The following is a 25,854-nucleotide window of genomic DNA, read 5'->3' on the forward strand; positions in this document are numbered from 1 at the left end:
GCAGCCTTTAAATGCGACCTTTACGTGCCTATAATCCTCGTATGCTAGACCTTTTTTCAGAGCGATACACAAGCTAAAAATCATGTTTTGCGACAGCTGAAAATTCAACTATTCTTAACGTTTTTCTCATGCCTTCTGCTGTAAAAGGCCCGTTTTCCTTGTGCAAATTGCGCAGCTTGCCGCTAAATCGAATATAGTCATGGGCAAACTTTTTCTTTAATACGAAACTCTATGAAATTTGATGTCGCAATTGTCGGCAGTGGACTAGCCGGCCTCTCCGTCGCACTCCATCTGGCCGAAACCCGCAAGGTCGCAGTTATTTCCAAACGTTCGCTGCTTGATGGCGCCAGTAGCTGGGCCCAAGGCGGCATCGCTGCCGTGCTCGATTCGCACGATAGCTATGACGAACATGTAGCCGACACCTTGGTGGCTGGCGGCGGTTTATGTGATGAAGCCGCTACTCGCTACATCGTCGAACACGGCCCGGAAGCAATCGCATGGCTGATCAAGCAAGGCGTGCCATTCACGCCCGACTCGACCGCAGAACTCGGTTTCCATCTGACGCGTGAAGGCGGTCACAGCCAACGTCGCATCATCCACGCAGCGGATGCAACCGGCCACGCGGTACAAGTTACGCTGGAAGAAAAAGTCCGCAATCATCCGAACATCACCTTGATGGAGCATCACTACGCCATCGACGTCATCTCTTCGGAAAACCTGGAACGCAAAAAACACGGCCCGCGTTGTCTTGGTTTGTATGTACAAGACGTAAAAAGCGGCAAAGTCCTGACGATTTCAGCGGAACACACAGTCCTCGCGACGGGCGGCGCTGGCAAAGTTTATCTGTACACGACCAATCCCGACACCGCGACCGGCGACGGTATTGCAATGGCATGGCGCGCAGGATGCCGTATCGCGAATATGGAATTCATCCAGTTCCACCCAACCTGCTTGTATCACCCATACGCAAAATCGTATCTGATCACCGAAGCTGTTCGTGGCGAAGGTGGCGAACTGAGATTACCGCCAAATTCCGGCAAAAATTCAGGCAAACGTTTCATGCCTGCGTATGACGAACGCGCCGAACTCGCACCACGCGACATCGTCGCGCGTGCCATTGATGCAGAAATGAAAAAGCACGGTGTCGATTACGTCAATCTGGACATCAGCCACAAATCGACTGAATTCCTGAAAGAACATTTCCCGAACATCATGGAGCGTTGCCTGCAGTTCGGCATCGACATCACGAAAGAACCAATCCCGGTCGTACCAGCAGCGCATTACACCTGCGGCGGCATCATCACCGATCTGGCCGGCCGCACCGACCTACCCGGCTTATATGCCGTTGGCGAGACAACCTGCACCGGTTTGCACGGCGCGAATCGCCTAGCCAGCAACTCATTGCTTGAATGTCTGGTACTCGGCCGCGCAGCTGCAAAATACATCGAAGAACAACCAAAACAAAAAGCCGTCACTCTGCCGGCTTGGGACGAAAGCCGCGTCACCGATGCCGATGAAGAAGTCATCATCGCCAACAACTGGGAAGAACTGCGTCGCTTCATGTGGAATTACGTCGGCATCGTGCGCACCACCAAACGCCTGGAACGCGCGCAGCATCGTATTCGCTTGCTTAAAGAAGAAATCGACGAGTACTACGCCAACTTCCGCATTACGCCGGACTTGCTAGAGCTGCGTAATCTGGTTGAAGTCGCATCGCTGATTGTTAATAGCGCGCTATCGCGCCGTGAAAGTCGTGGCTTGCATTTCAGCCGGGATTATCCTGAGACTTTGCCGAAGGCCTTGCCTAGTGTTTTGCAACCTGATCGGAAATAGGTAGACGATTCTCAGCTAGTTCTTAGCCATTAAAAAGCCGCCGATTGCGAAATTAGCGGCTTTTTAATTGTTGGATGCTTATTTTAGGTTGCTGTTGTTGATGTTTATATTTCTTCGTAGTCGTTCAGTTGCCAGAGGTGGCCCGGCAACTAACCACAAGAGAGAAAAGCATCAGTAACAATAGTTCTTTAGGCTCGCTCCCCACGAATGACAAATCGCACAATAAAAAATGCCGCCCAGTCATAAACCGAACGGCATTTTTAATTAGCAACGCTACTAACGCAAGCTGCAAACTACCAAATCAACCCACCCACTTACGTGCATTCCTGAACATCCGCATCCAAGGCGAATCCTCGCCCCACGAATCTGGATGATAGGACTGCTGCACGCTGCGGAACACGCGTTCTGCATGTGGCATCAAGACCGTAAAGCGACCATCCGGCGTAGTCACCGATGTAATACCTTCTGGCGAGCCATTCGGGTTGTACGGATAGGTTTCGCTTGCATGACCTTTGTTATCAATAAAGCGCATCGCTACGATCGCCTTGTCGATGTCACCGGTCAGCGAGAAGTCGGCATAACCTTCACCATGTGCAATCGCTATCGGCGCTTGAGTACCCGCCATGTCATTGAAGAAGATCGATGGAGAATCGGCCACCTCGACCATCGAGAAACGCGCCTGGAATTGTTCTGCCTTGTTACGTGTGAACTTGGGCCAAGCTTGTGCACCAGGAATAATCGATTTCAGATTACTCATCATCTGGCAGCCGTTGCAAATACCCAAAGCAAACGTATCAGCACGATCAAAGTAAGTGGCGAACTCTTCTGCCAATTGCATATTGAACAGGATCGTTTTTGCCCAGCCCTCGCCTGCGCCCAATACGTCGCCGTACGAGAAGCCGCCGACTGCGATCAAGCCTTTGAAGTCGCTCAGCGAAGCGCGACCGGTGATCAAATCGCTCATATGGACGTCGACTGCTTCGAAGCCCGACTTGTGCATCACATATGCGGTTTCAACTTGCGAGTTGACGCCCTGCTCGCGCAAGATCGCTACGCGCGGACGCGCGCCTTTGGAGATGAATGGTGCAGCGATATCTTCCTGTGGATCGAAAGTGACGACTGGTGTAATGCCTGGATCGAGTTTATCGAGAATGCAATCGTACTCGGCATCGGCGCAATCCGGATTGTCACGCAGACGCGCAATGCGCCAGCTGGTTTCACTCCAGAAGCGATGCAAATCGATGCGCGACTGGCTATAAATAACTTTCGCGTCACGTGTGAATTCGATCATGTCGTCGTCGCTCAACTTGCCGACGATGTGACTGCATGCGCCCAGATTATATTCACGCAGCACATTCATGACATCTGATTTTTCAGCAGCACGTACTTGAATCACAGCGCCCAGTTCTTCATTGAACAAAGCGCGCAAAGTCATGTCGTTGCGGCGTTCTGCAATCTGGCTGGTCCAGTTTTTCGCATCGCCGCCATCGCTGGCGTGTTCGCCTTCCAGCGTCAGAATATCGAGGTTGACCGACAAACCGCTGTGACCGGCAAAAGCCATTTCACACAAGGTCGCAAACAAACCACCATCGGATCTATCGTGATACGCCAGCAGTTTTTGCTCTTTATTCAAACGCTGGATCGCGTTGAAGAATCCTTTCAGATCCTCTGCGCTATCGACGTCCGGTGTTTCGTTACCGATTTGCTGCATGACTTGCGCAAAGCAAGACGCACCCAAACGATTTTTGCCGCGACCCAAATCGATCGCGATCAGTACTGTGTCGCCAGCATCGGTGCGCAGTTGCGGCGTCAGCGATTTGCGAATGTCGTAGACCGGTGCGAAAGCCGAAACGATCAGAGAGACCGGCGAGATAACCGACTTGTCCACGCCGTCGTCCTGCCAAGTTGTACGCATGGACAGGGAATCTTTACCAACCGGGATGCTGATGCCCAATGCTGGGCACAATTCCATACCAACTGCTTTAACGGTATCGAACAGCGCAGCGTCTTGGCCCGGCTGACCGCAAGCAGCCATCCAGTTCGCCGACAATTTGATATCCGAGATATCGGCAATCGGTGCAGCTGCAATATTGGTCAGCGCTTCGCCCACGGCCATACGGCCGGAGGCAGCTGCATTGATCACGGCCAGCGGCGTGCGTTCACCCATCGCCATTGCTTCACCAAGGTAGCCTTCAAAACTCATCGCTGTGACGGCGCAATCTGCAACCGGCACTTGCCACGGACCGACCATTTGATCGCGCACTGTGGTGCCGCCGACTGTACGATCACCGATCGTGATCAGGAAGGATTTATCTGCAACGGTAGGCAGGCGCAAGACACGTATCGATGCTTCCAGCAAATCGATGCCGGTGACATCGACCGCAGGCAATGTTTGTTTAACGTGGCTGACGTCTCTGTGCATTTTCGGCGGTTTGCCGAGCAAGACGTCCATCGGCATATCGACAGGTTCATTGCCGTGTTGCGGATCGATGACCTTCAGTTGACGCTCTTCGGTCGCAGTGCCTACTACAGCAAACAGGCAGCGCTCGCGTTTGCACAGGTATTCGAATTGAGGCAGGCTGTCCGGCGCGATCGCCAGGACATAACGCTCTTGCGATTCGTTGCTCCAGATTTCCTTCGGTGCCATGCCACTTTCTTCGAGCGGCACTGCGCGCAAATCAAAGATCGCGCCGCGTTTGGCATCGTTGGTAATTTCCGGGAAGGCGTTCGACAAGCCGCCTGCGCCTACGTCATGTATAGACAAAATCGGATTGTCATCTTGCATCGCCCAGCATGCATTGATGACTTCTTGCGCACGACGTTCCATTTCTGGATTGCCGCGTTGTACCGAATCAAAATCCAGATCAGCAGTGTTCGCGCCAGTCGCCATCGACGATGCAGCGCTGCCGCCCATGCCGATGCGCATACCCGGGCCACCGAGCTGGATCAACAAACTACCGACTGGCAGATCATTCTTTTTGGTGTGCTTGGCAGAGATACTGCCGATACCGCCGGCGATCATGATCGGCTTGTGATAACCGTTGACTGCGCCAGCGACGTTTTGCTCGTAGGTCCGGAAATACCCACCGAGATTTGGACGACCGAATTCATTATTGAAAGACGCTGCGCCGATTGGGCCGTCAATCATGATTTGCAAAGCTGAGGCGATGCGATCAGGTTTGCCGTACACGTTGGATTTAGTTTTGTCGGTTACCGCGATGGTGACATCGTGATCGTTTTCCCAATGCTGCACGGCATCCGGCAACATCAAATTGGAAACGGTAAATCCACCCAAGCCAGCTTTCGGTTTCGCACCACGGCCAGTTGCGCCTTCATCACGAATTTCACCACCAGCACCAGTCGACGCGCCAGGGAATGGCGAAATCGCGGTTGGGTGATTATGCGTTTCAACCTTCATCAAAATGTGCGTCAACTCTTCCGACGATTGATACACATTGCCGTTCGCTGCGCCACGTGGATAGAATCGCGAAACCGTTGCGCCTTCAATCACCGATGAGTTATCGCTATACGCAACCACGGTACCGCGCGGTGCCAGTTGATGCGTATTTTTGATCATGCCAAACAGGGATATATCCTGCTTTACGCCGTCGATAGTCCAATCAGCGTTGAAAATTTTATGGCGGCAATGTTCGCTGTTCGCTTGCGCAAACATCATCAATTCGACGTCGGTCGGATTGCGTTTGGCTGTGGTGAACGCTGCCAGCAAATAATCGATTTCATCGTCAGACAAGGCGAGGCCGAGCTCCCTATTGGCGCTCACCAATGCCGCTTTTCCGCCTTGCGTGATATCGATGAATGCCAAAGGCTTGGCTTCGAGTTCGCCAAATAAACCTGCAGCGGCTTCTTGGCTGCGCAAGACCATTTCTGTCATGCGATCGTGCAGTAAGGCCTGGACTGCTGCGATGCCTTCGTCGGATAATTTTCTCGCGCCGCCCAGCAAACCTGATTTCAGGTGCACGACATACAAGATGCCGCGTTCGATACGACGAATGTCCGTCATGCCGCAATTGTGCGCAATATCGGTCGCCTTGCTGGCCCATGGGGAAATCGTGCCGAAGCGTGGAATGACGACAAATTCATCGCCTTCGATCTTGCCGTCAAACGGTTCGCCGTACGTCAGCAATCCATCCAGACGTTTGACATCGTCAGGCGCGATAGGCGCAGCGGAATCGATAAAATGCAAAAAACGTCCGGTGACGCTGACGATCGCATGATCGATTTCTTGCAGTTGCAGTAAGAGGCGTTCGGTACGAAAAGCAGACAGGGCGTTGGAACCTGGCAAAATCAGCATGGCGAGAAGGTAGTTGATGCAGAAAAGCAGAGTAAATCGGCTGCCGTCCTGCGAGTTCAGAAAGCGTGATTATACAGCGACAGAGCAGGTTTTAACTGCCCGCTAAGCGCCTAAAAACTGCCTGAATGGCAAGGATGGCTACGCCAGAAATGCAGAAGGGACGCATTTTCATGCGTCCCTTAATTGATACCACGTAGATAAAGCTGCTACTGGATGATGCTCAGGCTAGCTCGCCATCAATTCCACTTGCCGCCACGGCCACCGACGCTGAAGCGACCCGCCCCCAGGAAAACCAGCGCCAGCGCGGTCACCAGGAACATGCCTTGCAGTTCCAGCGCCCAGCCGCCTTGATCATTCAGCGAGGCCAGTTGTTTCATATGGACCAGGAAAATCGCAAACGCCATATTGCCGGCAATGACCAACGCCGCAGGCCGCGACCAAATACCAACGATTAAAAGGATAGGCGCCAGCACCTCGCCTACGTAGACCAGATAAGCCAGTTGCGCCGGTAATCCGGCCGCCGTCACTGAGCTGATGATAAAAGCCGGACCAGCCATGATCTTAGCCACGCCGTGCAACAGGATCAAAATTCCCAGCACTAGCCGCAACAGCAACTTGCCGAAGTCGTCAGTATTTTGCATAGTGTTCATCCTTGAGTATTTGTGTTTGATAGATAGTCGGGTAGCAAGAAAATATACCAACCCACTTTATTGCCAGACACATAATACGCCCGCTGGCAAAAAGCGGGAATGGCCTGTACCGTAAAAACCAAGTAATCAGCAGCGCGGCCTGTTTGCCCTATCCTACTCGCCCAATAATTCAGCAATAACCTGCCAGCCATCTATGTGCTCCGAAATCACTTTGATGATCACGATGATGGGAATCCCGAGCAGCATGCCCCACACACCCCACAGCCAAGTCCAGAACAATAGCGACACAAATACCGCCACGGTATTCATGCGTGCAATGCGGCCTGTCATCCAGGTGGTCACAAAAGTCCCGACGATGGTGGCGACCGCAAGCGTCGCGCCGGTAACGGCCAACACGGACGCGAAGGTGCCAAATTGCATGAAAGCCGAGACGCTGGTAGCCGCAACAATCAGCAAGGGACCGAAATAAGGAATGATGTGCAGGAAGCCAGCAGCAACCGCCCAAGCGCCAGCATTCTCAAGTCCGATCCAACGTAAGGCGATCCACATCATCAAACCGAAAATCACATTGGTGATCAATAACATCAACATGTAATTCTGGATGGACGTATTGATCGCATCCAGAATATGTACGGTGATCTTGCGGGATGAAAGTGAATGGCCGCTGATTCTTACCAGCTTGCGCTTGAACATGTCGCCGGATAGCAAAAAGAAAAACACCAGAAAAATCACCATCAGTGCCTGGCTGGCGAAAGCTACAATCCCCACCGAGCCCGACAATAACCACTGGCTTAAATTAAACACCGACTGATCGCCGCTGGTACTTTTGACTATCGGTCTGGCACCGGTCGCCTGATTGGTCGCTTTTTCAATTTCGGAGGCAGCAACCTGCATTTGCTGAATCGTGCTGGTCTGGTCGCGCTGTAATTGCTTGATGGAGCGCGACAATTTTTGCGTCGCAGTCGGCAAACTGATCAGGATGGAGTTGAATTCATCCCGCAGATTATTCGCCGTCCACAATGCACTACTTAATATCGCCGTAATCACCAATATGGTCCCGACTAGGCGCGGAATACGCACACGCTCCAAGCGAACCACCAAAGGGTTCAAGGTATAGGCAATGAAGATGCCGAATATCAGTGGGATGAAAAATTTATGCGCGGCTGATAGTGCGAAGACAAACGTCACAGTCGCCATAATCGTCAGCGCGACACCGCGAGCATTTACTGGAATATGGATGCGCGCCGTTTCGCCAGTGCCGGAAGCACTGACATCAACGGTAAGTTCATCCGACGCACTCAAGTCATCTTCTTTATCTGTTTTTTTATTATTCATGATTGTGTGCCTGAAAAATTGACTGTTAGATGGCGACATCGATATCGCTGGTCGCCTCTCGTTACAGTCTTTGAAACAGCTGATTGCAAGGAAATTAAAGTGAAGCGATTGTCCCATATGCATGTCTATAAATCATCGTAATTCAGACGACAATTCCTATTGGTGTTTTTATGTGCGCTAACGTACAGATCGGGTTTTGAGAGCAGAGATACACTTGACGTAAAGCTGATTGCAAATCTGTTGGATTGCTGCGATCGCCATTTTTATCGTTGTATCCAAACGATCCCGGCCTAGTTTGCCGGCGATAAAAATGGGAGCTTAACGGTGCCGTAAGCAAGCATTCCAAAATTAACCATAACTCGAAAGGAAATTGCCATGCTCTATACCATTGCAGTCGTACTCGTAATCCTGTGGCTGGTCGGTCTGGTCAGCTCTTATACCATTGGCGGTTTCATCCATATTCTGTTGGTAATCGCTATCGTGATCGTCCTGTTGCGTATCATTAGCGGCCGTAAGCCCTTGTGATAATCGCTTGAAAGCTAGCCCGATATTGGCTGGCTTTTTTGAGAAACCGCGCCGTCTGGCGCGGTTTTTTATTGGCGAATCGACATTAAATTTGCAAACTTTTTCATAACGCAGCCACAAGCTATCGCATTTCAGTCAACTTATTAGCGTTTTACCTTCGTTGTGCTGGCGTATTTACACACCGGCTTGGTAACATTGCACGCTAATTCCAAGAAGGGTAGAAGTAATGCAAGTAGCAGTTGTTGGTGCAGGTGTGATTGGTGTCTGTACTGCCTATTTTTTAGCTGAAGCAGGACATGAAGTCGTGGTCATCGAACGTCGCAATAATGTGGCGGAAGAAGCCAGCTTTGGCGACTCCGGCATCCTTGCTCCTTCCAGCATCGCACCTTGGGCCGCTCCCGGCGTTCCAAAAGCCTTCTTCTCTCATCTGTTCAAAGCAGAATCGCCTTTATTCTTCAATCGCGCACTCGACCCTGCACTGTGGAGCTGGGTGCGACGCTGGGTGAAGGAATCCGACCTGGCGCGCTATCAAGTCAATCGCGAACGCATGCAACGGATTGCTTTTTACAGCAGCGACATCATGCAGCAGCTGCGCGACCGTCATCAGCTGGATTACGAACAAGCCGCTGGTTACCTTCAGTTGTTTCGTTCAGAACGTGACCTGCAACTCGCAAAACCTGGTTTCGACTTTTTGGCAGCGCAAGGTATTCGACACGACTTGCCAGATGCAGATGCATTGCATGCGATCGAACCGGCACTGAATACCAATACGCCGCTGGCTGGTAGTTTGCATTTGCCAGCAGATGAATCCGGCAACTGCCCTCTATTCACGCGTCAGATTCGGCAACTTGCGCAAGCGATGGGCGTGGAATTTCATTTCGGTTGTGACGTTAAATCGATACGCCAGATTGCACGTGGCGTTGATATCCGGATTGATGACTACAGTTTTTCTGCAGACAAAATCGTGCTTGCCAGCGGCGCCGACAGTGCCAAGTTACTGGCACGTATGGGACTGAACCTGCCGGTTTATCCGGTCAAAAGCTATTCCGCTACGGCGACTATCCGCAACTTTGAATCCGCACCGATCGCTTCAGTCGTCGATGAAGCGTACAAGGTTGCGATCACGCGCATGGGCAATCGCATTCGTCTTGCCGGCACCGCAGAATTTGGCGCACGCTCATCAGAACTGCGTCAGTCTGCGTTGAATACTTTGTTGAAAGTTGGCTACGACTGGTTTCCGGATGCGTGCAATTACAATACCGCATCGTTCTGGTCGGGTAGCAGTTTGATGATGCCGGACGGTCCGCCACTGCTGGGGGCAACGTCGGTGAGAAATGTCTATGTCAATCTCGGTCACGGCTCTACCGGTTGGGCGATGGCGGCAGGTTCAGGCAAAGTGCTGGCTGATATCGTTTCTGGTCGCGCGACGGATATCGATCTCGATGGTTTGACTGCAACGCGCTTTAGCTGATCGCGACTTACTGCCGCTGATCTTTTAGTATCTCTTGCAGTACAGCGATGGCCGCCGGAGGCGAATGGAATAGAATCAAGTTAATCTGTGATTGCACCCTGCTTTCACTTGTTTTCCTGATCGCGCCATCCGATGCCAAGTAGCTTCGCACTTTATACCGTCGCAGAAATTCGCCAGATCGAACAAACTGCGTTCGCCACACTCCCCTCTTACACCTTGATGCAACGCGCAGGAACTGCGGCGGCTGATTGTGCGCAGCAGTTATTGGCAGCGCATGCGCCCAATGCTGCAATACTGGTTCTAGTCGGTCCCGGCAATAATGGCGGCGATGCATTGGAAGCAGCCAGCCAACTGGCGCATTGCGGTTGGGATGTAAGCATCCATTTTTCCTGTGATCCAACACGCTTGCCAGCAGATGCGCAACAGGCATGGGCGCGCGCTCAAGCTAGTCCAGCGCACTTCATCGGCGACAACGTTGCAGTGCAAAACCATTGGGCATTGGTCATCGATGGCTTATTCGGCATCGGATTAACACGCGCAATTACGCGTGAAATATCCCTGTTGATCGAACAGATCAACGCTCTTCACTGCCCAGTTTTAGCGCTTGATGTACCAAGTGGATTAGATGCCGATACTGGTGTGATTGTTAGCGCCGATGTCGATGACAAAGGCATTGCCATTCGAGCGACATACACCGTCACCTTCATCGGCGACAAAGCGGGCTTGCATACCTGCGAAGGCCGAGATTATGCGGGCGTAGTGCATGTGAGTGATTTGGATCTCAATGCCGATTTATTTCCAACGTCGTCTTCAAACTTGAATCACATTGAGTTGTTTGCAAACGCGCTGCACTTGCGACGACACAATTCACACAAAGGTAGTTACGGCGATGTCGCAATACTCGGCGGCGCGCACGGTATGGTCGGTGCAGCAGTGCTTGCCGCCAGAACCGCAGCCAAATCCGGCGCTGGCCGCGTTTTCCTTGCATGCAGTGCAGAGTCCTTGAGCTATGACAGCGCCCAACCCGAACTGATGTGTCGTCAGGCTGCCGACTTCAACTTCAATAGCGCCACCATCGTGGCTGGGCCAGGATTGGGCATGTCGCGCGATGCGCATGACTTTCTGGCCAAGGCGTTGGCTGCGCATACGCCTTTAGTGCTGGATGCAGATGCGTTGAATCTCATTGCCGTCGAAGCAGGTTTGCAGCAAAAACTCTTTGCGCGTAAAGCGCCAACGTTAATAACACCACATCCATTGGAAGCAGCTCGCCTGCTTGGCCTAACGACGCAACAGATCCAAGCTGATCGTTTGGCAGCGGCACGCGCTCTTGCAAAAAAATTCAATGCAACAACAATACTGAAAGGTTCAGGCTCAGTTATTGCTGCACCGGACGGCAAAGCTGTGATCAATACGACCGGCAATCCAGCTCTCGCGACTGCAGGTGCTGGGGATGTCTTATCAGGATTATGTGGTGCACTGCTGGCGCAGAACTGGCCAGTGTGGGAAGCGGCGCTTGCCGCAGTTTGGTTGCATGGCAAGGCTGCCGACAATCTGGTCGCAAACGGCATAGGCCCGATTGGGCTTACTGCCAGTGAATTGATTCCAGAAATACGTGCCGCCTTGAATCAACTGGTGTCAGAGCAAAATTTATTGCAGCAACGATAGCCGCGAGCACGCCTTATACCAGCCGGCCCGCGGAAATGGTGATCGTTCGTTTGCACAGCGCCGCAATCGATGGATCATGCGTCACCAAGACCAAAGTCGATTTGCGTTCCTGGTTCAACTCAAACATCAAATTGATCACCGATGCGCCAGTCGCCGCATCGAGACTACCGGTAGGCTCATCCGCAAACAGTAACGGTGGTTCGCTGACGAAGGCACGTGCGAGCGCCACACGTTGCTGCTCGCCACCCGAAAGATACTTTGGATAATGTTTAAGTCGACTCGACAAACCTACTCGTGCCAACATCGCTTCGGCTTTTTCTCTTGCCTTGCTGTCGTTACGTAACTCGAGCGGCAACATGACATTTTCAACAGCGTTCAAATGTCCGAGCAATTGAAAGGACTGGAAGACAAAACCAAGTTTTTCTTTACGCAAACCGGCGCGGCCATCTTCATCCAACGCAAAGATATCCACGTTATCCAGCTTGACCGTGCCGTCGGATGGCGTATCCAAGCCGGCCAGCAAACCAAGCAAGGTGGACTTGCCCGAACCGGAGGCGCCGACGATGGCCAGCGTATCTCCCGCTTGCACGGTAAAATCAACCGCTTGCAGGATGGTCAGTTCACCCGTTGCATCGGCCACGCGTTTAGTCAGATTGATTGTTTCAATTGCAGGATAAACAGTAGAGGATTCAGGCATGCGGATTGATTTCAGGTTTTCGTATCAGATGGGAAATAGAGTAAAAACGATATTAAAAACGCCATTGCGTGCAGTGATGCTGGTCGCTTTAATGTCATTCGGAACGAGCGCTTATTCTGCATCAAAAACCATACTCGTGCTCGGCGACAGCCTGTCCGCAGAATATGGTTTGGTACGCGGTGAAGGTTGGGTTAATCTGCTGCAGAAAAAACTGGAAGCTGAAAAGATCACCGCGCCCATCGTCAATGCCAGTATCAGCGGCGAAACCACCAGCGGTGGCAAGGGACGTCTGCCAGCGCTACTCGCCAAACACCAGCCAGCAATCGTCGTGATCGAACTCGGAGCCAACGATGCACTACGCGGCTTGTCACTGTCTGCGACGCAAGACAATTTGCGCAGCATGATCAACAGTGCCAAAGAGATAAAAGCAAAAGTTTTATTGGTCGGTATGCAAATACCGCCTAACTACGGTGGCGATTACACCAAACAGTTTGCTGCGCTTTTCCCGAAGTTGGCGAAAGAAACCAAATCATCGCTAGTGCCATTCATGCTGCAAGGCGTTGCAGAAAAGCCTGAACTGTTTCAAGCCGATCGCATACATCCAAGCGCAGAGGCTCATCCCACAATACTCAACAATATCTGGCCACAACTTAAACCCTTGATTACCAGTTCCAAATAAAAAAAGCCGCTAATAACTAGCGGTTTTTTTTATTTTTAAAACGTCTGATCAATTATTCAGCAGTGTCTGATTTCTCAACAGCTGGTTTCTTGATTTCGACTTTAGCTTTTTTCTTCAATGCTTCGATATACGCATGTGTTTCTTGCTGTGCCAGTGCGGCGGCGATTTGCTGATGTTCAGCCTGACGCTTTGCGGTGTCTACATTTGTAGGTTGCACCACACGAATCACACGCAGAACAGCGTAACCTTGCGGCGCTTCCAAACCAACATACGATGGCAACTTGCTGGTGTCAGCTTTCATCACAGCCAAAAATGCGGCTGGATTCAGGCCCTGGCTTTTAGCACGTGAAACAACCTGAGTAGCTGAGAAACCACTTGCATCGTCTTTTTCTTTCAATGCTGCCAGTTTCGCTTCGCCAGCTTTTTTCGCCAATGCATGCGCTTCTGTTTGAATCACACGTTCTTGTACTTGGGCTTTAACTTCATCGAAAGGACGCTTGGTCGCTGGCTTGTATTCAATGACACGACCTGCGATCAAGGTATTCGGTGCAACTTCAACTGCTTCTGTATTGCGTTTGTTTTTCAGAGATTCGTCCGAGAACAAAGCCGTCAGGAATTTTTGATTGTTGTAAGGAGCGGTAGGCGCAACAGCAGGATTCACCTGACGCGTCAAAGTACCGGTCGTTTCAATTTTCAATTTCAGTTTGTCTGCAACCGCTTTCAAACTATCTGCCTGCTCGTACACAGTGTTGTTAAACACGTCAGCAGTTTCAGTATATTTTTTGACGACCAATTGCTTTCTGATGTCGCTGGCAATTTCGTTTTTGACTTGCTCCAGCGGCTTGATCGCTGCTGGTTTGATCGCCGTGACTTTGATGATGTGGAAACCATAATCAGATTGCACCAGGTCGCTTACTTCATCCTGTTTCAATTTGTAGGCCGCATCTTCAAACGGTTTAACCATCGTTCCTTTGCCAAAAAATCCAAGATCACCACCGCGCTCTGCAGAACCGGTATCAACTGAATTTTCTTTTGCGAGCTTGGCAAATTCCGCAGGATTCTTGCGCAGGCTTGCCAGCAACTTTTCAGCTTTCGCTTTAGCTGCAGCTTTGTCAGCATCCGGTGCATCCTTGTTGACGCCAATCAGAATGTGGCTGGCACGACGTTGTTCTTCCGTGCCATATTGTTTTGAGTTTTGCTCGTAATACGATTTGATGTCGGCATCGCTTACATTGATTTGTGATGCGAGTGTATCTGCAGTCAGCACGACATATTCGGCTTTGACTTGCTCAGGTATATTGAACTGGTTGCTCTTATCGTAATACGATTTGAGCATGTCATCAGTGACTTTGACTTGCGAAACATAATCCGATGCGCGGAACGCCAATTGCTGTACTTCACGTTCTTGCTCGCCCAATTCGGACAAACGTTTAGCCAGTGAGTCTGGTGCAAATGCCGTGCTTTGAATTGCAGCATTCACTTGCTGCGACGTCAGCTCTTGACGCAGGCGCGCTTCGTAAGTGGTTGGACTCATACCTTGCGCGGCAAGGATAGTTTTATAACGCTCAACATCAAACTTGCCATCTGCAGTCGTCAACCCACCCATATTGATAATGGTTTGCTGCAAGGATTGATCTGATATTGAAAGCTTGCTGCGTTTGGCTTCTTCTGCCAACACGCGTTGCGCGATCAAATTGTTCAAGACTTCTTGTTTGGCTTCAGGCGTATCAAACATTTTGGCGTCGAATTGTTCGCCAAACATTTGACGGAAACGTTCCATCTGTTCGCGTTGTGCCGCATCCCATTCAGGTTGCGTAATCGTTTGACCGCCAACCTTAGCAACTGTATTTGAAGCGTCGCCCATACTAGTATAACTTTCCAGTCCGACGAAAGCGAACGAAGGCAGAATAATCAGCAGTAACAAAAACTGCATCAGGCGTCGATGGGTGCGGATAAATTCAAACATGGCTAACCAATCACAAACAAATTAATACGTCGCATATGAAAAAAGGCGAACTCTCGTTCGCCTTTTTTGCTTTTTTGGCGGAGTGGACGGGACTCGAACCCGCGACCCCCGGCGTGACAGGCCGGTATTCTAACCAGCTGAACTACCACTCCTAAACTACTTGATGATTATTTGCGAGTTTGACTGATGGTGGGTGCTGACGGGGTCGAACCGCCGACCTACGCCTTGTAAGGGCGCCGCTCTACCAACTGAGCTAAGCACCCAAATTGCGCATACTGCTCGCACTTGCTTAATTCAGCCAAACATACAGCGTTGTCACCACGCCGCAAAGGAATTATTTTACAACATCTTGACGCAATTTGCACTACGCTTTTACGCGAACAAATTGCATCAGGTATTTACTTAGTTAACTGCGTCTTTCAGAGCTTTACCTGGTTTGAACTTAGGTACTTTAGCAGCCTTGATTTTGATCGCTTCACCGGTACGTGGGTTACGGCCTGTACGTGCTGCACGTTTGCCAACTGAGAATGTACCGAAACCAACCAAAGTAACTGTGCCACTTTTTTTCAATGTGGTTTTAACTGCGTCGATAACAGCATCCAGTGCGCGCGTTGCAGCAGCTTTGGAAATGTCGGCGGAACCGGCGATGTGTTCAATCAATTCTGTTTTATTCACTTACGTCCCCTCACAAAGGTTAATGCCGCAATATCGCTCTTGCAGAGATGAGCAAAACGACATGCGGTAGCAGAAAAATCTGCAGCAGGTATTAAACAAGCCGCAAAGCCTTGTGTCAAGCGCTTTGCCGTGGTTTTCCCTCTGAAAATTAACATTTGATGCGCTATTTCGATGTGCATCTGCAGCACAATAGTTTGATTGCAAAAAAAAGCGCTCCGAAGAGCGCTTTTTTAAATGCAAGCAACTTAGTGCTTTACAACACCAGAGTCACTTGGTGTCGCTGGTTTGGCAAGTGCTGCTTCAACCACTGCAGCCTCTTCATCGGTCAATGGCACAGGTGCACGTTCCAATGCGATCTCAAGCACTTTGTCGATCCAGCGAACCGGAACGATTTCAAGTTTGTTTTTCACATTGTCAGGAATCTCAGCCAGATCCTTTACGTTTTGTTCAGGAATCAAAACAGTTTTAATTCCGCCGCGATGTGCTGCCAGCAGTTTTTCCTTCAAGCCACCAATCGGCAAGACTTCACCACGCAAGGTAATTTCACCCGTCATCGCAACGTCAGCACGAACTGAAATTCCCGTGAACACTGACACCATCGCCAATGTCATCGCCACACCAGCCGACGGACCATCTTTCGGTGTAGCGCCTTCAGGAACGTGAATATGGATATCGCTCTTCTCGAAAATATCGGCTTTGATACCGAGTTTTCGCGCACGGCTGCGCACAACGGTGCGTGCCGCTTCGATCGATTCCTTCATCACATCGCCCAAAGTACCGGTGCGGATGATACCGCCCTTGCCTGGCATTGCCATGGATTCGATGGTCAGCAAATCGCCGCCAACTTCTGTCCATGCCAAACCGACGACTTGGCCGATTTGATTTTCTTTTTCAGCTACGCCGAAATCGAATTGACGCACGCCGAGGAACTTGTCGATATTTTTCGAAGTAACCGCAACTTTTTTCTCCTGCTTTTTAAGCAGCAGCATTTTTACGACCTTGCGGCAGATTTTCGAAATTTCACGTTCCAGTGAACGCACGCCAGCTTCGCGTGTGTAATAACGAATGATGTCGCGAATCGCTGATTCCGCCACACTGATTTCGCCTTCTTTCAGACCATTGTTCTTGATCTGCTTTGGCAACAAGTAACGCTGCGCGATGCTAGTTTTTTCATCTTCGGTGTAACCCGACAGACGAATCACTTCCATACGATCCAGCAATGCAGGCGGGATGTTGTACGAGTTTGAAGTCGCAACAAACATCACATCCGACAAATCGAAATCGACTTCGATGTAGTGATCGGAGAACGTGTGGTTCTGTTCAGGATCCAGCACCTCCAGCAAAGCTGACGATGGATCGCCACGGAAGTCGGCACCCATCTTGTCGATTTCATCCAGTAGGAACAATGGATTGCGCACACCGGCCTTGGCCATACTTTGCAAAATCTTGCCTGGCATCGAACCGATATAGGTACGACGATGACCGCGAATCTCTGCTTCATCACGTACGCCACCGAGTGCCATACGAATGAACTTGCGATTCGTCGCACGTGCAATCGATTGACCGAGCGAAGTTTTACCCACACCTGGAGGACCGACGAAGCACAGGATCGGCGCTTTCAATTTGTCGACGCGTTGTTGCACGGCGAGGTATTCCAGAATGCGTTCTTTAACCTTGTCTAGACCGTAGTGATCGTCTTCCAATACTTTTTCAGCATTGCTCAGATCGTTGTTCACTTTGGATTTTTTCTTCCAAGGCAAACCAACCAGGGTATCGATGTAGTTACGCACGACGGTTGCTTCGGCTGACATCGGCGACATCAGTTTCAGTTTTTTCAGTTCATTTTGTGCTTTGGCAAGCGCCTCTTTCGGCATCTTGGCAAGCAACACTTTTTTCTCGAGTTCTTCGAGATCCGCGCCCTCTTCGCCTTCGCCCAATTCTTTTTGAATCGCTTTGACCTGCTCGTTCAAATAGTATTCGCGCTGCGATTTTTCCATCTGGCGTTTAACGCGGCCGCGAATACGCTTCTCGACTTGCAGAATGTCGAGCTCGCCTTCCAGTTGTCCGAGCAGATGTTCGTAACGTTTGGCGACGTTGAAAATTTCCAGAATGACTTGTTTCTGTTCCAGCTTCAGCGGCAAATGTGCAGCAATGGTGTCGGCCAGACGACCGGCATCATCAATCCCTGCCAATGAGGTCAGAATTTCTGGTGGAATTTTTTTGTTCAGTTTGACGTATTGGTCGAACTGCTGAACGATCGCGCGACGCATCGCTTCGACTTCAGATTCATCGCCGGCTTCAGATTCAATCGGCGTCAAATCGGCCACGAAGTGCGTGTCGAGTTCGCTGATGTGATGAATACGCGCGCGCTGTGCACCTTCGACCAGCACCTTGACGGTACCATCGGGCAGCTTCAGCATTTGCAGAATGTTGGCGACGCAGCCGATTTCGTAAATATCGTCGGCTGACGGTTCGTCCTTGGCGGCGGCTTTTTGCGCAGCAAGCATGATGCTCTTGCCTTGCTCCATCGCGGCTTCAAGCGCCTTGATGGATTTTGGACGACCGACGAACAATGGGATCACCATATGCGGGAATACGACAACATCACGCAATGGCAACAGCGGCAGTTGGGTTTGTTCAGTGGAAATAGTAGTCGTCATGGCGAGCCTTATCGATAAACGTGTTAATGATGTTGGCGCTAACGGCCAAAACACAAGCCCGGACAGCAACAAAAATCAGCCTGAAAAACAAAAAAAGCCACCCGCGAAGTTGTCTTCGAAGTGGCTTTACGATGTAAGCCTGAATGATCTCTGCTGACTTTATTGTACTGCGTTTTAAATGAAAAACAGGCTCAAAAGAGCCTGTTTTTTGATATTTCCTGCTGTTTTTGCAGAAATTTACTGTTTTGCGCCTGAAACCTTAGGTTGCTCGTGATAGATCAGCAATGGTTTTGCACCGTTGGTAATCGTGCCTTCGTCGATGACAACCTTGGAAACGTTTTGCTCGTTTGGCAATTCGTACATGACGTCGAGCAATGCGTGTTCAAGAATCGAACGCAAACCACGCGCACCAGTCTTGCGTGCAATCGCTTTCTTCGCAATTGCTTGCAAGGCGGCTGGACGGATTTCCAACTCAGCGCCTTCCATTTGCAGCAATTTGGAATATTGCTTGATCAAGGCATTTTTTGGCTCAAGCAAGATCTGGATCAAGGCTTCTTCATCCAGTTCGCGCAAAGTCGCTACGACTGGCAAACGACCTACCAATTCCGGGATCAGACCGAACTTGATCAAATCTTCTGGTTCAGTATCCAGCATGACCTGGCTTGCCGTACGTTCTTCGCGACTCTTAACCGTTGCAGAAAAGCCGATACCGCTCTTCTCGGAGCGCTCGGAAATGATTTTTGCCAACCCGTCGAATGCGCCACCACAAATAAACATGATGTTGGTGGTATCGATTTGCACGAAATCCTGGTTAGGATGCTTGCGACCACCTTGTGGTGGTACCGACGCCATCGTGCCTTCGATCAGTTTCAGCAAAGCCTGTTGTACGCCTTCGCCCGAAACGTCACGGGTAATCGACGGATTGTCCGACTTGCGTGAAATCTTGTCGATCTCATCAATGTAGACGATCCCTTTTTGCGCGCGCTCGACTTCGTAGTTACAGTTTTGCAGTAACTTTTGAATGATGTTTTCTACGTCTTCACCAACATAACCAGCTTCAGTCAGCGTGGTTGCATCGGCGATGACGAAAGGCACATCCAGCGTACGCGCCAGAGTTTGTGCCAGCAAGGTTTTACCGGAGCCAGTTGGACCGACCAGCAAGATGTTGCTCTTGGCCAGTTCGACGTCGTCTTTTTTACCGAGATGCTTCAGGCGTTTGTAGTGGTTATAAACCGCTACAGACAAAATGCGCTTGGCGGAATTTTGGCCGATGACATATTGATCCAGCAACTCGCATAATTCCTGCGGTGTTGGCAGATCCGTACGTGGGCCGGTGCCCAATGTTTCTACACTGGAGGCTTCATCACGAATGATGTCGTTGCACAAGTCGATACACTCATCGCAAATGAACACGGATGGTCCGGCGATAAGTTTTTTAACCTCGTGTTGGCTCTTGCCGCAGAACGAGCAATAGAGCAATTTTTCGCCGCTTGAGGATTTTTTCTCTGACATGGTGCGCGTTATCTATGGTTGATACAGATTGATCTTGGTTGCGGATTGATATTACCTGCGAATTACGGATTCGTCACGTCGTGCACGAAAAGCAACGCCACCGCTATAAGATCACAATGTAAAACGCCCGAACGTTTAAGCGCCCGGGCGTCAGTTTGTACAACAAATACAATACTATCAGGCGCGTGTTGCTAAAACACTATCAATCATGCCGTATGCGACAGCAGCGTCGGCAGACATGAAGTTATCACGATCTGTATCTTTACTGATTTCATCTATCGATTTGCCGGTTCTTTCAGCAAGAATCGCATTCAGACGTTCACGCAGATACAAAATTTCGCGCGCTTGAATTTCGATATCAGAAGCTTGTCCTTGTGCGCCGCCCAGGGGCTGATGAATCATGATGCGTGAATTAGGCAAGGAAAAACGTTTGCCTTTTTCACCAGCAGCCAACAGGAAAGCACCCATCGATGCAGCCAGACCGGTACACAAGGTCGATACATTCGGTTTAATGAATTGCATCGTATCGAAAATCGCCATGCCTGCCGAAACAGAACCGCCTGGCGAATTGATATACAAGGAAATATCCTTGTCCGGATTTTCGCTTTCAAGGAACAGCAACTGCGCAACAATCAGATTCGCCGAATGGTCATTGACCGGTCCGACCAAAAAGATAATGCGTTCTTTCAACAAACGCGAATAGATATCGTACGCGCGTTCGCCGCGACCGCTCTGCTCGATCACCATTGGGACCATACCGAGCATGTCGGTATCTAGAGCGGAAGTACGAGTCATGCTAGTGGTCATGTGCTTTCCTTATGGAGCGCACAAAGCGATTAGCCTTGTGCGTTATTGCCCATCAATTCATCGAACGCAACCGACTTGTCGGTCACTTTGGATTTACCCAACACGTAATTGACGACGTTTTCTTCCAATACAAGAGCTTCTACTTCGCCCAAACGATTACGGTCACTGAAATAATACTTCAGAACCTGAGTTGGGTCTTCGTAGCTCTGTGCGAACTCTTCAACTTGCGCTTTGACTTGTTCTGGCTTTGCTTGCAGGTCGTTAGCTTTAACAACTTCGGCCAGGATCAAGCCTAAACGTACGCGACGTTCTGCTTGTTCGGTGAACAATTCAGCAGGGAAAGGCAAGTCGCTGACTTTCATGCCGCGCTGTGTCATGTCTTGACGGGTCGATTCCATCAAACGTTGTGTTTCTTGGTCGATCAGCACTTTAGGTACGTCGAATTCGCTGATTTTGATCAACGCATCCATGACGCTGTCTTTGGTACGCGCTTTTACGCGGTTGCTGACTTCACGTTCCAGATTTTGTTTGACGTCTGCACGCATTTTGGTCAGATCGCCGTCTTCGATACCCAGCGATTTTGCAAATTCTGCGTCGACTTCAGGCATGTGCGCCCATTCGATTTGTTTCAGGGTGATCGTGAACTCGGCAGTTTTGCCAGCTACATCTGCACCGTGGTAATCGGCTGGGAACGACAATGGGAAAGTTTTGGATTCGCCGACTTTCAAGCCGATCGTGCCCGCTTCGAATTCAGCCAGCATGCGGCCTTCGCCCAATACAAAAGCGTAGCCTTCTGCTTTGCCGCCTTGAAATTCAACGCCGTCGATAGTACCGACAAAATCGATAGTCACGCGGTCGCCGTTTTTAGCGGTCAGATCAGAGCCGCCGTCGCCGTGCGCGCTTTGCTCGCCTTTGACGTGGTAATGCACGCGTTGCTTGCGCAGGATATCGATGGTTTTGTCGATTTCAGCATCGCTGACTTCAACAGTTGTCTTTTCGATTTCTGCTGTAGCCAGATCGCCTACTTTGATTTCTGGGTAAACTTCGAACGTAGCGTTGAAAGCCAGTGTGCCTTCAGCGACATCTTCGTTCTTGGCTTCAATTTTTGGATAACCAGCTACGCGCAGCTTGTTTTCGTTGGTTGCTTCGCCGAATGCCTGACCGACTTTATCGTTCAGCACTTCGTTTTCGATTTGATAGCCGTATTGTTGCGCGACCATTTTCATCGGCACTTTACCGGCACGGAAGCCTGGCGCCTTGACGGTACGAGCACGTACTTTCAGGCGTTTTTCAACTTCTGCTTGTACATCAGCCATTGGCACGGTGATCGTGATACGGCGTTCAAGTTTGTCCAAAGTTTCGACTGCAGTTGCCATGTGAATCATCCAAAAATAAAGAATTCTGTGGTGCGAGGAGGGGGACTCGAACCCCCACACCATTGCTGGCGTCAGGACCTAAACCTGGTGCGTCTACCAATTTCGCCATCCTCGCGGGAATGTGCACTAAGTGCGCGAATACAAAAGCAAAGGGCGACCTGGAAGTGAAACTGTGGGTCGCCCTGCACTGCCTTTTGTATAGGCCGTTCAACTTCAACCCGGGATTTTACTGGATTTTGCAGCGCCTGCGCAGATTTTGACAGTTTGCCTATTTTGAAAGCTACGGTGACGTCCTGAAAATGCCTTATTGCTTTGCTTATCGGCAATTTTGAAGCTTGATTTCAAGATAAACCTCAGCTTTTCGCAAAACGCTTATTTGCTAGCCAGACATCATTTTCATTTACTATGCGGGCTGGCTTTCTGCTCCGTTATAAATATTTTAATAATAGTTTTACGAAGCGATCATCTCTACGCGCACCGAGTCTTTCCATCCATGGCTGTCGATCACTACGAAAATTTCCCTGTTGCCTCTATTTTGCTGCCGGCAAAATTGCGTCCAGCCGTCGAAATCATTTATGCATTCGCGCGTAGCGCCGACGATTTGGCAGATGAAGGCGACGCCAGCGACGATCAACGTCTCGCAGCATTGAATGCATACGAAGATGGACTAGACCAGATCGAGGCCGGAAGCACACCAAACACCGCACTGTTTCGCGATCTGGCAAAAGTCATTGCCGAGTATCAGCTGCCCTTGCAACCATTCCGCGATTTGCTATCCGCGTTCAAACAAGATGTTGTCACAACGCGCTACGTCGTTTTTTCAGCATTACTGGATTACTGCCGTCGTTCCGCCAATCCGGTTGGCACGCTGATGCTGCATTTATACGGCGCGGCCAACGAAGAAAATTTGCGTGATTCGGACAACATCTGCTCTGCCCTGCAGTTGATAAACTTCTGGCAAGACGTCGCGATAGATATTCAAAAAGCGCGTATTTATTTACCGCTAGCCGACATGCAACAATTCAATGTCAATGAAGATCACATCACAGGCCAACTGATTGATGATGCATGGCGCAAGCTGATGCAATTTGAAGTTGCGCGTGCCCGCAGCATGCTGTTATCAGGCGCACCGCTGGCATTGCGCTTGCCGGGTCGCATAGGTTGGGAATTGCGTTTGGTAGTACAAGGTGGCTTGCGGGTCTTGGAGTGTATAGAAGCCGGCGATTACGATGTATTTCAACGTCGTCCCAAATTGGGGAAAAGCAATTGGCTATTGTTGGTATGGCGAGCACTTAGTATGAAAACAAACTTGAGATCCGATTCTGCAAAGTGAGCGCAATACCAAATTCTTTTGCCGCCAGCTTGTATGCGTATCAAAAAATCAGACACGAGACAGCAACATTATTTGTCCCGATTGCCTTAGTCGGCTAGCATAGCGGCTTCATCAGCGCCAAGCGCTCTACCTGCCCTACTTGCCCTACTTTTATGTCACCCGACGATTACTGCCAACAAAAAGCCGCACAAAGTGGCTCCAGCTTTTATTACAGCTTCCTTTTCCTGAAGGCGGATCGCCGTCGTGCCATCACTGCTCTCTACGCCTTCTGCCGCGAAGTCGATGACACGGTTGATGAATGCACAGACGCTGCAATCGCACGTACCAAATTGAGTTGGTGGCGTAGCGAGGTTGCTGCAATGACAGCCGGCACGCCTACGCATCCGGTTGCGAAAGCACTGCAACCACATCTGGCGACATTCTCGCTTGATACGCAGCATTTACTTGCGATCATCGATGGCATGGAAATGGATCTGGATCAAACACGCTATCTCGATTTTCCTGGCTTGCAAAAATATTGCTGGCATGTGGCGAGCGTAGTCGGCATTTTGTCTGCAAAAATTTTCGGCGTCACGAATCCGCAGACATTGGAATACGCAGAAAAACTAGGACTCGCATTTCAACTCACTAACATCATTCGTGATGTTGGCGAAGATGCCCGCAAAGGTCGTATCTATTTGCCGGTTAATGAACTACAACAATTCAACGTCACCGCTGCCGATATCTTGAATGCGCGTCATAGCGAAAATTTTGAAAAGCTGATGCAGTTCCAGGCAGCGCGCGCGCAAAAATATTATGACGAGGCATTTGCCTTGTTACCGAAAGAAGATAGACGCGCACAGCGTCCCGGCTTGATCATGGCGGCGATTTATAGAGCCGTCTTGAATGAAGTCGAACATGACGGCTTCCATGTTTTGAATCAACGTATTTCGCTGACGCCGATACGCAAACTCTGGCTCGCATGGATTACCTATGTGCGTGGTTAATGCGGTTAATGTCTAGCGCACTCTCCATCGCATGAGCAAATCCATTGCTGTCATCGGCGCGGGTTGGGCGGGATGCGCAGCGGCGGTCGAGCTGGCCGTTGCCGGCCACAAAATCACACTATACGAATCGTCACGCACCTTAGGGGGTCGCGCCCGCGCGGTCGAGATTAACGGCAAGCTGCTGGATAACGGTCAGCACATTTTGTTAGGCGCTTATTCAGAAAGCTTGCGTATGTTGCAGCGAGTGGGCGTCGATGAAGAAAAAGCGTTACTGCGCCTGCCCTTGCAAATGCGCTATCCAAATAATGCCGACGGCATGGACTTCGTTGCACCCCGGCTTCCAGCGCCATTTCATTTGATTGCAGCCTTGTTGCGCAGCACAGGACTTGCGGGTGCGGACAAAATGGCGCTGGCTCGTTTCTCATCAGCCGCGCGCTGGATGGACTGGCGCATGCATGACGATTGCAGCGTCAGCGAGCTACTGCAACGCTTCGATCAAACCGATAGGCTGATTAAATTAATGTGGCGGCCGCTCTGTATCGCTGCGTTGAACACGCCGCCTGAACGTGCGTCTGCGCAAATATTTTTGAATGTATTGCGCGATAGCCTGGGCGCGAGTCGCGCTGCATCAGACATGTTGATTCCACGCGTGGATTTAACCGCACTATTCCCGCAACAAGCATCTGCGTTTGTTGAACAGCACGGCGGGCAAATTAAACTAGGCGCAGCTGTTCAAAAAATTGTGCAGAACGATGATCGTTGGATCGCTATGCAAGATAAAACAGAAAATGAAATTTACGACGCGATTGTCGTTGCGACTTCTGCAAGCCAGGCAGCTTCGTTGCTAGGCGATGTAACTATGCCGCCAGATATTCCGTCTTTTGAATACGAACCTATCACCACTTGCTATCTGCAATATCCCGCCGGTACCAAACTAGCTATTCCGTTCTATGCGTTGAATGATGATCCTGCGACTGGATGCTGGGGGCAGTTTGTATTTGATAGAGGTCAGTTGGAGGCGACGCAAAATGGTTTATTCGCGGTCATAGTCAGCGCGTCGACAGAAGCGATTGAATTGGGACATGAAGCTTTGTCTGCTGCAATTGCGGCGCAACTTGCCAACACTCTGAATACGCCACAATTGGCAATGCCGGAATGGAGTCGCATCATTACCGAAAAGCGCGCGACGTTTTCATGTACACCTGCATTGCAACGTCCGCAAGAACAGACCGAGTTTCCTCATCTAGTCTTGGCCGGCGATTACCTGGCTAGTGACTATCCTGCGACGCTGGAATCAGCTGTGCGTAGTGGTGTGAAAGCAGCAAAATTATTAAACGAGAGTTTTACTTAAGTCTGAATAAAGAAAGTTAAA

18 protein-coding genes and 3 tRNA genes are annotated in these 25,854 nt (G+C 50.4%); 8 read left to right on the top strand and 13 right to left on the bottom strand.

The window, feature by feature from the left end; genetic code table 11:
- Positions 1–231: 231 nt before the first annotated feature.
- Entirely contained in the window at positions 232–1,833 is a 1,602-nt protein-coding gene (nadB, locus tag Q7T66_RS11055) for an L-aspartate oxidase (RefSeq protein ID WP_304933392.1), read from the top strand.
- Positions 1,834–2,134: 301 nt separating this feature from the next.
- On the opposite strand, the gene purL is transcribed toward nadB, so the two are convergent.
- The 3 genes from purL to Q7T66_RS11070 form a co-directional block, all read right to left on the bottom strand.
- Positions 2,135–6,145, bottom strand: coding sequence for a phosphoribosylformylglycinamidine synthase (purL, locus tag Q7T66_RS11060; protein ID WP_304933393.1), 4,011 nt, complete (start codon positions 6,143–6,145; stop codon positions 2,135–2,137).
- A gap of 236 nt (positions 6,146–6,381) precedes the next feature.
- Positions 6,382–6,786, bottom strand: a complete 405-nt coding sequence (locus tag Q7T66_RS11065; protein ID WP_304933394.1) for a DoxX family protein — start codon at positions 6,784–6,786, stop codon at positions 6,382–6,384.
- Positions 6,787–6,948: 162 nt separating this feature from the next.
- Positions 6,949–8,130 (bottom strand): AI-2E family transporter, encoded by a 1,182-nt coding sequence (locus tag Q7T66_RS11070; RefSeq protein WP_304933395.1) that lies wholly within the window; start codon positions 8,128–8,130, stop codon positions 6,949–6,951.
- 375 nt (positions 8,131–8,505) lie between these two features.
- Here Q7T66_RS11070 and Q7T66_RS11075 point away from each other — a divergent pair, with 375 nt between their 5' ends.
- The 3 genes from Q7T66_RS11075 (at position 8,506) to Q7T66_RS11085 (ending at position 11,791) form a co-directional block, all read left to right on the top strand.
- Complete coding sequence (locus tag Q7T66_RS11075; protein WP_112992551.1) at positions 8,506–8,655, top strand: lmo0937 family membrane protein; 150 nt, start codon at positions 8,506–8,508, stop codon at positions 8,653–8,655.
- A gap of 226 nt (positions 8,656–8,881) precedes the next feature.
- Complete coding sequence (locus Q7T66_RS11080; RefSeq protein WP_304933396.1) at positions 8,882–10,126, top strand: D-amino acid dehydrogenase; 1,245 nt, start codon at positions 8,882–8,884, stop codon at positions 10,124–10,126.
- A gap of 132 nt (positions 10,127–10,258) precedes the next feature.
- Positions 10,259–11,791, top strand: coding sequence for an NAD(P)H-hydrate dehydratase (locus Q7T66_RS11085; protein ID WP_304933397.1), 1,533 nt, complete (start codon positions 10,259–10,261; stop codon positions 11,789–11,791).
- Positions 11,792–11,804: 13 nt separating this feature from the next.
- On the opposite strand, the gene Q7T66_RS11090 is transcribed toward Q7T66_RS11085, so the two are convergent.
- Positions 11,805–12,488, bottom strand: coding sequence for an ABC transporter ATP-binding protein (locus Q7T66_RS11090; protein ID WP_304933398.1), 684 nt, complete (start codon positions 12,486–12,488; stop codon positions 11,805–11,807).
- Between the two features lie 28 nt (positions 12,489–12,516).
- Between Q7T66_RS11090 and Q7T66_RS11095 the strand changes: the two genes are divergently transcribed.
- Positions 12,517–13,167 (top strand): arylesterase, encoded by a 651-nt coding sequence (locus Q7T66_RS11095; protein ID WP_304933399.1) that lies wholly within the window; start codon positions 12,517–12,519, stop codon positions 13,165–13,167.
- A 52-nt stretch (positions 13,168–13,219) separates the two neighbouring features.
- On the opposite strand, the gene Q7T66_RS11100 is transcribed toward Q7T66_RS11095, so the two are convergent.
- From Q7T66_RS11100 to Q7T66_RS11140, 9 genes are all read right to left on the bottom strand, one after another.
- Positions 13,220–15,133, bottom strand: a complete 1,914-nt coding sequence (locus Q7T66_RS11100; RefSeq protein ID WP_304933400.1) for a SurA N-terminal domain-containing protein — start codon at positions 15,131–15,133, stop codon at positions 13,220–13,222.
- 75 nt (positions 15,134–15,208) lie between these two features.
- Positions 15,209–15,285, bottom strand: a tRNA-Asp gene (locus Q7T66_RS11105).
- Between the two features lie 35 nt (positions 15,286–15,320).
- Positions 15,321–15,396: transfer RNA gene (locus tag Q7T66_RS11110), tRNA-Val, on the bottom strand.
- A gap of 139 nt (positions 15,397–15,535) precedes the next feature.
- On the bottom strand, positions 15,536–15,808 hold the full coding sequence (locus Q7T66_RS11115; protein ID WP_112992545.1) for an HU family DNA-binding protein: 273 nt from the start codon (positions 15,806–15,808) through the stop codon (positions 15,536–15,538).
- Positions 15,809–16,053: 245 nt separating this feature from the next.
- A complete protein-coding gene (gene lon / locus Q7T66_RS11120) occupies positions 16,054–18,468 on the bottom strand; it encodes an endopeptidase La (RefSeq protein ID WP_304933401.1) in 2,415 nt (804 codons plus the stop codon).
- 237 nt (positions 18,469–18,705) lie between these two features.
- Entirely contained in the window at positions 18,706–19,980 is a 1,275-nt protein-coding gene (clpX, locus tag Q7T66_RS11125) for an ATP-dependent Clp protease ATP-binding subunit ClpX (protein ID WP_304933402.1), read from the bottom strand.
- 177 nt (positions 19,981–20,157) lie between these two features.
- On the bottom strand, positions 20,158–20,787 hold the full coding sequence (gene clpP, locus Q7T66_RS11130; RefSeq protein ID WP_304933403.1) for an ATP-dependent Clp endopeptidase proteolytic subunit ClpP: 630 nt from the start codon (positions 20,785–20,787) through the stop codon (positions 20,158–20,160).
- A gap of 29 nt (positions 20,788–20,816) precedes the next feature.
- Positions 20,817–22,163, bottom strand: coding sequence for a trigger factor (gene tig, locus Q7T66_RS11135; RefSeq protein WP_304933404.1), 1,347 nt, complete (start codon positions 22,161–22,163; stop codon positions 20,817–20,819).
- 28 nt (positions 22,164–22,191) lie between these two features.
- Positions 22,192–22,278, bottom strand: a tRNA-Leu gene (locus tag Q7T66_RS11140).
- A 378-nt stretch (positions 22,279–22,656) separates the two neighbouring features.
- Between Q7T66_RS11140 and hpnC the strand changes: the two genes are divergently transcribed.
- The 3 genes from hpnC (at position 22,657) to hpnE (ending at position 25,833) form a co-directional block, all read left to right on the top strand.
- The gene (gene hpnC / locus Q7T66_RS11145; protein WP_304933405.1) at positions 22,657–23,496 is read left to right on the top strand and encodes a squalene synthase HpnC; all 840 of its coding nucleotides are present in this window, start codon (positions 22,657–22,659) and stop codon (positions 23,494–23,496) included.
- A gap of 152 nt (positions 23,497–23,648) precedes the next feature.
- On the top strand, positions 23,649–24,482 hold the full coding sequence (hpnD, locus tag Q7T66_RS11150; protein ID WP_304933406.1) for a presqualene diphosphate synthase HpnD: 834 nt from the start codon (positions 23,649–23,651) through the stop codon (positions 24,480–24,482).
- Between the two features lie 31 nt (positions 24,483–24,513).
- A complete protein-coding gene (hpnE, locus tag Q7T66_RS11155; RefSeq protein ID WP_304933407.1) occupies positions 24,514–25,833 on the top strand; it encodes a hydroxysqualene dehydroxylase HpnE in 1,320 nt (439 codons plus the stop codon).
- The last annotated feature ends 21 nt before the right edge of the window (positions 25,834–25,854 follow it).

Source organism: Herminiimonas sp., assembly GCF_030655415.1.